Consider the following 6296-nt stretch of genomic DNA (forward strand, 5'->3'; position numbering starts at 1 on the left):
CGGCGCCTACGGCAAAGCGCGGATCTGCGCCGGCATCGGCGGCCATGCCAACCTCCTGCTCGGCGAAGGCGCACGGGCCGTGCTCGAGGCCGAGATCGCGGCCGGCAACGGCCGTTTCCGCGGCATTCGCCACTCCTCGGCCTGGGACGCTGATCCCAGCGTCGCAGGCATGTATGCGACACGGCCGAAGGGGCTCCTGCTCGATCCCACCTTCCGCAAGGGCTTTGCGTGCCTGGCGCCGCTCGACCTCAGTTTCGACGCCTGGCTGTTTCACCCGCAACTCGGCGAGTTCATCGATCTCGCCCGCGCCTTTCCCGATACGCGAATCGTCCTCGACCATTGCGGCGGCCCGCTCGGCATCGGCGGCTACGCCGGCCGGCGGGAGGAAGTCTTCGCAGACTGGAGAGGCTCGATCAGGCAGGCTGCAAGATGTTCGAACGTCGTAGTCAAGCTCGGCGGGCTCGCGATGCGGCTTCTGGGCTACGACTTTCACGAGCGACCGCGGCCGCCATCATCGGAAGAAGCTGCGTCGGCCTGGCGGCCCTACATCGAGACCTGCATCGAGGCGTTCGGTCCGGCGCGCTGCATGTTCGAGAGCAATTTTCCGCCCGACAAGGGCCAATGCAGCTATCAGGTAATCTTCAACGCCTTCAAACGGATCGCCGCACAGTACAGTGCGGCCGAGAAGACCGCGCTGTTCTCAGGCACGGCGAACAGGGTCTACAACTTGGCCGCGAGTTGACCGTGGTCAGGCGAGGGCCCGCGACCGGCTCAGCGTCTGCGAAGGGAGTTCTCCGTAAGCGGACCGGTACGCGCTTGCAAAGTGACCGAGATTGGAAAAACCGCAGGCGAAGGCGATGCGGGACACCGACGTGGTCTCGTCAGGTCTGCACAACATGCGGCGCGCGTGTTCGAGGCGGACCTTCTTGACGAAGGTCATCGGCGAACAGCCGCGCGCCTTCTCAAAGGTCCGGAACAAGGTGCGGGCGCTGACCCCACAGACTTCGGCAAGCGACTCGATCATGATCGGGCCGTTCCAGTTCGCTTCGATATAGGCTTCGACCCGCCGCACATGCGTGGGTGCCGCCTCGCGCGGCGACTGCTCGAGGAGGTCGCTATAATTGTGCCGACCGGCGAACAGCAATTGCACGATTGCAGCCTGCTCCAGTTCGCAGGTGGCGGCCGGAACAAGGATCGATTCCTCATCGTCGAGCTGCGCCACGATCAGGTCCATCAGGCGCCGCATGCCGGCCAGCCTCGCCTGGCTGCTGAAATCGGCAAGCTCGAACTCGATGCTGTTGCGAAGCGGCATCCCGAGGAGCACCGAGAGCTTGCGCGCCATCGATTCCGACTTGACCCGGAGAAACAGGTGCTCGAAGTCGGCGCCATAGTGCAGCATGGTCGGACGGCCGGCTGACGTCAGGCTTGGCCTGCTCGCGTTGACCTCGACGGTGCGATTGCCACAGCGCGTCGCGCCCTGTCCGCGCAGCGGAAACTGCAGCCGGGCGAAGTCGCTTTCCGGGAAATGGATTCGTGCCGCCCCTCCGATGGCTCCAAACCCGAGGCAGGTGTCGCGCAGGCGCACGAAGTTGCCGCGGACGTCGAGCCCGGCCGGGTCTTCGACGTCGAAGCTCGAGGCACCGTAAATGTCGACGATTTCGTGCTCGAGTTCCTCCACGCGGGAGGTACGAATTACCGGATACCTGAAAAGCGGATCGCTTGACGAGGACATGAGCGGGTTATTTCCGTGCGGGATTGGGTACGTGCGGTAGGATTCGAGCGAAACAGCGGCAATCCCCATAGGTGAGCCCCTCGCCGAAGGCCGCATGTGGCTATGTCTTCGCGACCTCTGACAACCAGACCTCGATACCGTTTGTCGGAATGCACTGGCTGCGCCCACAGTCAGGCCGGACGACTGTACGAAGCGGCTGCTGACGGCCTATCGACGTGCTCCGTGGAGTTGCAGCACCGCGCGCGTCGCAGCTTCAGCGCAATCGGACAGCTCGCGCGGATCTGGTCGCTGGGCGATGCCGAGCAGCAGCCGCACCATTTGATTGCCCCAGAGCATTCCGGTGAACAGCGCCGCCATTTCCGCCGGGTTCCCAGCGAGCAGTCCGGCAGAGCAGGCGCGGCTCATGATGTCGTGCAGGGCCGCACGGCCTGCTTCAAGGCCGACCTTGTTGAGCACGCCTGCGACCTCGGGCGCACGGGTGGCTTCTGCGATCGCGAGCCGGAACATCGCGACCACGGCAGGCTCGCTGGTCTCGTGCAGGAGGCGGGTTCCGAACGCAATGAGGGTGCCCGCCAGCGCGTCCACATCGCGTGGCTCGGACCAGTCGTGTGGGATTTTCAGGCGGGTGGCGCGCTCGCCGATGCACGCCACCAACATCTCCTGCTTGCTGCCGAACAGCGCATAGAGTTCGCGCTTCGAGGCCCGCGCGCGCGTCGCAATCTCCAATGTCGATGTCGCCGCAAAGCCCTGGTCCATGAAGGCCGCGAAAGCCGCATCGAGGATGCGGCGACGGACAGGGATTTCGGTCGTGGTCTCGGCCTGAGGTGTGGCCTGATGCTTGGCCGTCTGCTGCTTCGCCATCCTGCCTCTTGACTTGGTACCCTATAGTACCATATGTTTTGCGGGCGGTACCATTCGGTACCAAAAAAGATTATGCACAGAAATATTCGAGGAGGCGAAGCATGGCACGACCCGTTCTCGTCACATCCGCAGCCGGCGGCAGGCAGGGCAAGACCGGCCGGCATCTCTCCGAAATGCTGCTGGCGCGCAAAATCCCGGTGCGCGCCTTCGTTCATCGCATCGACGACCGTTCGGAAAGGCTGCGCGCGCTCGGTGCCGAAATCGTCGAAGGCGATTTCCTCGACATCCGCTCGGTGCAGCGCGCCGTGCAGGGCACCTCCGCGATCTACTTCGCCTATCCAGTTCAGGACGGCCTGCTCGACGCCACCACGGCGATGGCGCTCGCGGCGCGCGAAGCCGGCATTACGAGGCTGGTCAATCTGGTCATGCTGCAATCCTCGCCCGATGCGCCGACCCCGCGGATGCGGCAGAATTATCTGTCCGAGCAGGTGTTCGAGTGGGCCAATGTCGGCGCCGTCCATATCAGGGCCACGGTGTTCTATGAGAACCTCGCATCGCTGGTGCGCCAGAGCCTGCCGGCGCAGGGCGCGGTGCGCCTGCCCTGGGGCAGCCAGAGCACGGTGCTGCCGCTGGTCGCGGGCGAGGACGTCGCCCGCGTGGCGGCGGGCCTCATGACAGCGCCATCGCTGATCGCGGGGACGACCTATCCCTTGATCGGCACGACGATCTCGCTGAAGGAGATCATTGCAACCTTCGCCCGTGTCCTCGGCAGGAGCGTGACCTATGAGGACATCTCGGACGAGGAGTGGAAGCGCCAGGCGCTGGCGCGCGGCTTCAATCAACACGCCGTCGAGCATCTCTCCTCGCTGTGGCGCGCGATCCGGGGCGCCGCGATTGATCCCAGCGATCCGCACTATGCGGTGGCCGACGCGATCGAGGCGATCGGCGGCGCGCCGCCCAAAACCTTCGAAAGCTTCGTTCGCGAGAGCCAGGGCGAGTGGCTGGCGAAGTCGGCCTGACCGCAGGACAAACCGACCTCACGCCCACTCGCCGCTGCGGAACACCGGCACGCGGCTGCCGTCGGCGCGGACACCGTCGATATCGGTCTGATCCGAGCCGATCATCCAGTCGATGTGGATCAGGCTCTTGTTGCCGCCCTGGGCCGCGATCTGCTGCGGCGTCAGCTTGGTGCCGTCGACGAAACACTTTGAATAGCATTGCCCGAGCGCGATGTGCGAGGCGGCGTTCTCGTCGAACAGCGTGTTGTAGAACAACAGCCCGCTCTTCGAGATCGGCGAGGAATGCGGCACCAGCGCCACCTCGCCGAGCCGCCGCGCGCCCTCGTCGGTGTCGAGCACCTTGTTCAGCACCTCCGCGCCGCGGCTCGCCTTGGCATCGACGATGCGCCCGTCCTCGAATCTGACCTGGATGTTATCGATCAGCGTGCCCTGGTAGGATAGCGGTTTCGAACTGACGACGTGGCCCGAGACGCGCCGGCAATGCGGTGTGGTAAAAACTTCCTCGGTTGGAATATTGGCGTTGCAGGTGATGCCGTTGTTGGCGGTCGAGGCGCCGCCTTCCCATTCATGGCCATCGGCCAGCCCGATCGTGAGCTCCATGTTCGGACCCGTGTAGTGCAGCGCGCTGAACCGCTGGCCGTTGAGCCATTCGGTGCGCTCGCGCAGCACCGCGTTGTGCCTGGTCCAGGCACCGATCGCATCGTCATTGTCGACGCGCGATGCCGCGAAGATCGCGTCCGCCAGTCTGGCAACCGCGACATGCTCGGCGTCATCGGGGAAGACCAGCCTGGCCCACGACGCACTGGGATAGGCGATGATGTTCCAGTTGGTATCGAAATTGACGATCTTCTCCAGCGCCGGCTGATAAGCCTTCGAATTGGCCTTGCTGGCGCGCGCGACCTTCTGCGGATCCTCGCCCGACAGCAGCATCGGATTGTCGCCGACGATCGCGAGCCGCGCGGTGTTGTCCGAAAACGCCTTCGCCATGCCGTCATAGAGCCAGCCGGCCGCGCGATCGAAACTTGCATCATGGCCGAAGCGATAGCGGGCCAGGGTGAACTCCTCGTCCGACAGGATCGGCGTCACGATCCCCGCACCCGCCTTGTAGGCATGTTCGGCAATTCTCCGCACCAGCGGCAGCGCTACGGCCGGCGCCGTCAAAAGCAGGTCCTGACCCTCCTTCAGCTGCAAGCCCACTTTCACCGCGACCTCGGCGAGGCGGTCGAGTTTGACGGGATCGATCGGGGCAGAGAGATGGCGCTGATGTGTAGTCATGGTGAGGCCTTTTTCAATGGGACTTCTATGTAAACCCGGCAGCGCAGGGCGCAATAGCTGCACTAGCCCTGCCAGGGACCGCCCGGCGGCCCCCAATCCCACTGCGGCATCGGCGCGTCGTGCGGCGGCGGTGTGACGCCATCCTGCGAGTTCAGGACAGCCAGCCGTGTGCCCCATTCCAAATAGCCGACAAAGGCCGCTCGAAATTCCGGATCGGAGGGGACCCCGACCTCGTCGGCGGTGTCGAGCATCAAGGCCAGCCACCGCTTGCGGAGGTCTTCGGTGAGATGCCGGCGAAGATGCCGACCAACCATATGCGAATGCGATCCGCGTTGTGAGGTGTATGCTGTCGGCCCGCCGAACACCTCCGTGATAAAGGCGGCGACATGTTCGGCATGACGCGGGTCCATTTGCGCGAATACCGGCGCAAGATGCGGATCGTGCGGAACCTTTTCGTAGAAGCGCTTTGTGAGCGCGCGCAGGCCCTCGAGGCCACCGGCCCATTCGGCAAGCGTCGGAACAGTTCTTGACTCTGTCATCTGGATTTTCTCCCTCGCGACGAGGATATGCGCTCGCGGCGGCACCAAGATCAACTCGCGATTCTGCGAGCTTTCCGAGCTCGCCTCGGTTCCGCGCCACGCGTGCTTACGGCGATATGGCGGCATTCGCCTTCCACTTCACTGGCGCCCCGCCAGCACGCGATCGACCATTTGCGGCGCCAGCCCGAGATAATTTTCCGGCTGGCTCAGCCGCTCGATCTCGACGCGGTCGATCCGCGCGGCGATGCGCGGATCGGCCGACAGCGCATCCGCCAGCGAAAGCCCCTGCTCGTTGGCGCGCCGGCAGGAGTCATAGACGACGTCGTGCGCATCCTGGCGGCCGAGCGCGGGCGCAAGTCCCATCATCACAGCCTCGGCGACGATCAGCCCGCGGCTGATCGCAAGGTTTTGCGCCATCCGCTGCGTATCGACGACAAGTCCCAGCAGTGCGAATTTGGCCTGGTTGAGCGCGCCCGCGGTCAGCACAAAACTCTCCGGGATCGCCATCCATTCTGCATGCCACGGTCCGGTGGCGCGCTCAAAATCCTGCACCATGGCATCGAGCATCAGGCCGGCGTGCTGGCGTACAGCCTTGGAGGCTGCGAGCATCAGTTCGGACGAGATCGGATTACGTTTTTGCGGCATGGTCGAGGACGCGCCGCGGCCCTTGACGAAGGGCTCACGGAGCTCGGCGAATTCCGTCGAGGCCATGATCATGATGTCCAATGCGATCTTGCCGAGCGAGCCGGTAACCAGCGCGAGAAAATTGACGGCTTCCGCAAAACCGTCGCGGGCGACGTGCCAGGTGGCCACGGGGACGCCGAGGCCGAGCTCCTCGCAGAGCGCGGCCTGCACCTCAAATCCCTTGTC

Annotated in this window: 7 protein-coding genes; 2 read left to right on the plus strand and 5 right to left on the minus strand. The window is 64.5% G+C overall.

Features of this window, described 5'->3' with window-relative positions; all coding sequences use genetic code 11:
• Positions 1–742: amidohydrolase family protein (locus JOZ76_RS15980; RefSeq protein WP_291699597.1), on the plus strand; the 742-nt coding region annotated here is incomplete at its 5' end.
• A 6-nt stretch (positions 743–748) separates the two neighbouring features.
• Here the strand turns inward: JOZ76_RS15980 and JOZ76_RS15985 are convergent.
• Together JOZ76_RS15985 and JOZ76_RS15990 are read right to left on the minus strand one after the other, a co-directional pair.
• Entirely contained in the window at positions 749–1732 is a 984-nt protein-coding gene (locus JOZ76_RS15985) for an AraC family transcriptional regulator (protein WP_291699599.1), read from the minus strand.
• Positions 1733–1939: 207 nt separating this feature from the next.
• A complete protein-coding gene (locus JOZ76_RS15990; RefSeq protein ID WP_291699601.1) occupies positions 1940–2593 on the minus strand; it encodes a TetR/AcrR family transcriptional regulator in 654 nt (217 codons plus the stop codon).
• Between the two features lie 101 nt (positions 2594–2694).
• Between JOZ76_RS15990 and JOZ76_RS15995 the strand changes: the two genes are divergently transcribed.
• Positions 2695–3612, plus strand: coding sequence for an NmrA family NAD(P)-binding protein (locus JOZ76_RS15995; RefSeq protein ID WP_291699603.1), 918 nt, complete (start codon positions 2695–2697; stop codon positions 3610–3612).
• Positions 3613–3630: 18 nt separating this feature from the next.
• Here the strand turns inward: JOZ76_RS15995 and JOZ76_RS16000 are convergent, their stop codons facing one another.
• From JOZ76_RS16000 to JOZ76_RS16010, 3 genes are all read right to left on the minus strand, one after another.
• Complete coding sequence (locus JOZ76_RS16000; protein ID WP_291699606.1) at positions 3631–4887, minus strand: aminopeptidase; 1257 nt, start codon at positions 4885–4887, stop codon at positions 3631–3633.
• Positions 4888–4949: 62 nt separating this feature from the next.
• A complete protein-coding gene (locus JOZ76_RS16005) occupies positions 4950–5426 on the minus strand; it encodes a group II truncated hemoglobin (RefSeq protein ID WP_291699607.1) in 477 nt (158 codons plus the stop codon).
• A gap of 138 nt (positions 5427–5564) precedes the next feature.
• Positions 5565–6296: lyase family protein (locus JOZ76_RS16010; protein ID WP_291699609.1), on the minus strand; the 732-nt coding region annotated here is incomplete at its 5' end.

Origin of the sequence: Bradyrhizobium sp. (assembly GCF_019244115.1) — a bacterium.
Classification (GTDB): Bacteria; Pseudomonadota; Alphaproteobacteria; order Rhizobiales; family Xanthobacteraceae; genus Bradyrhizobium.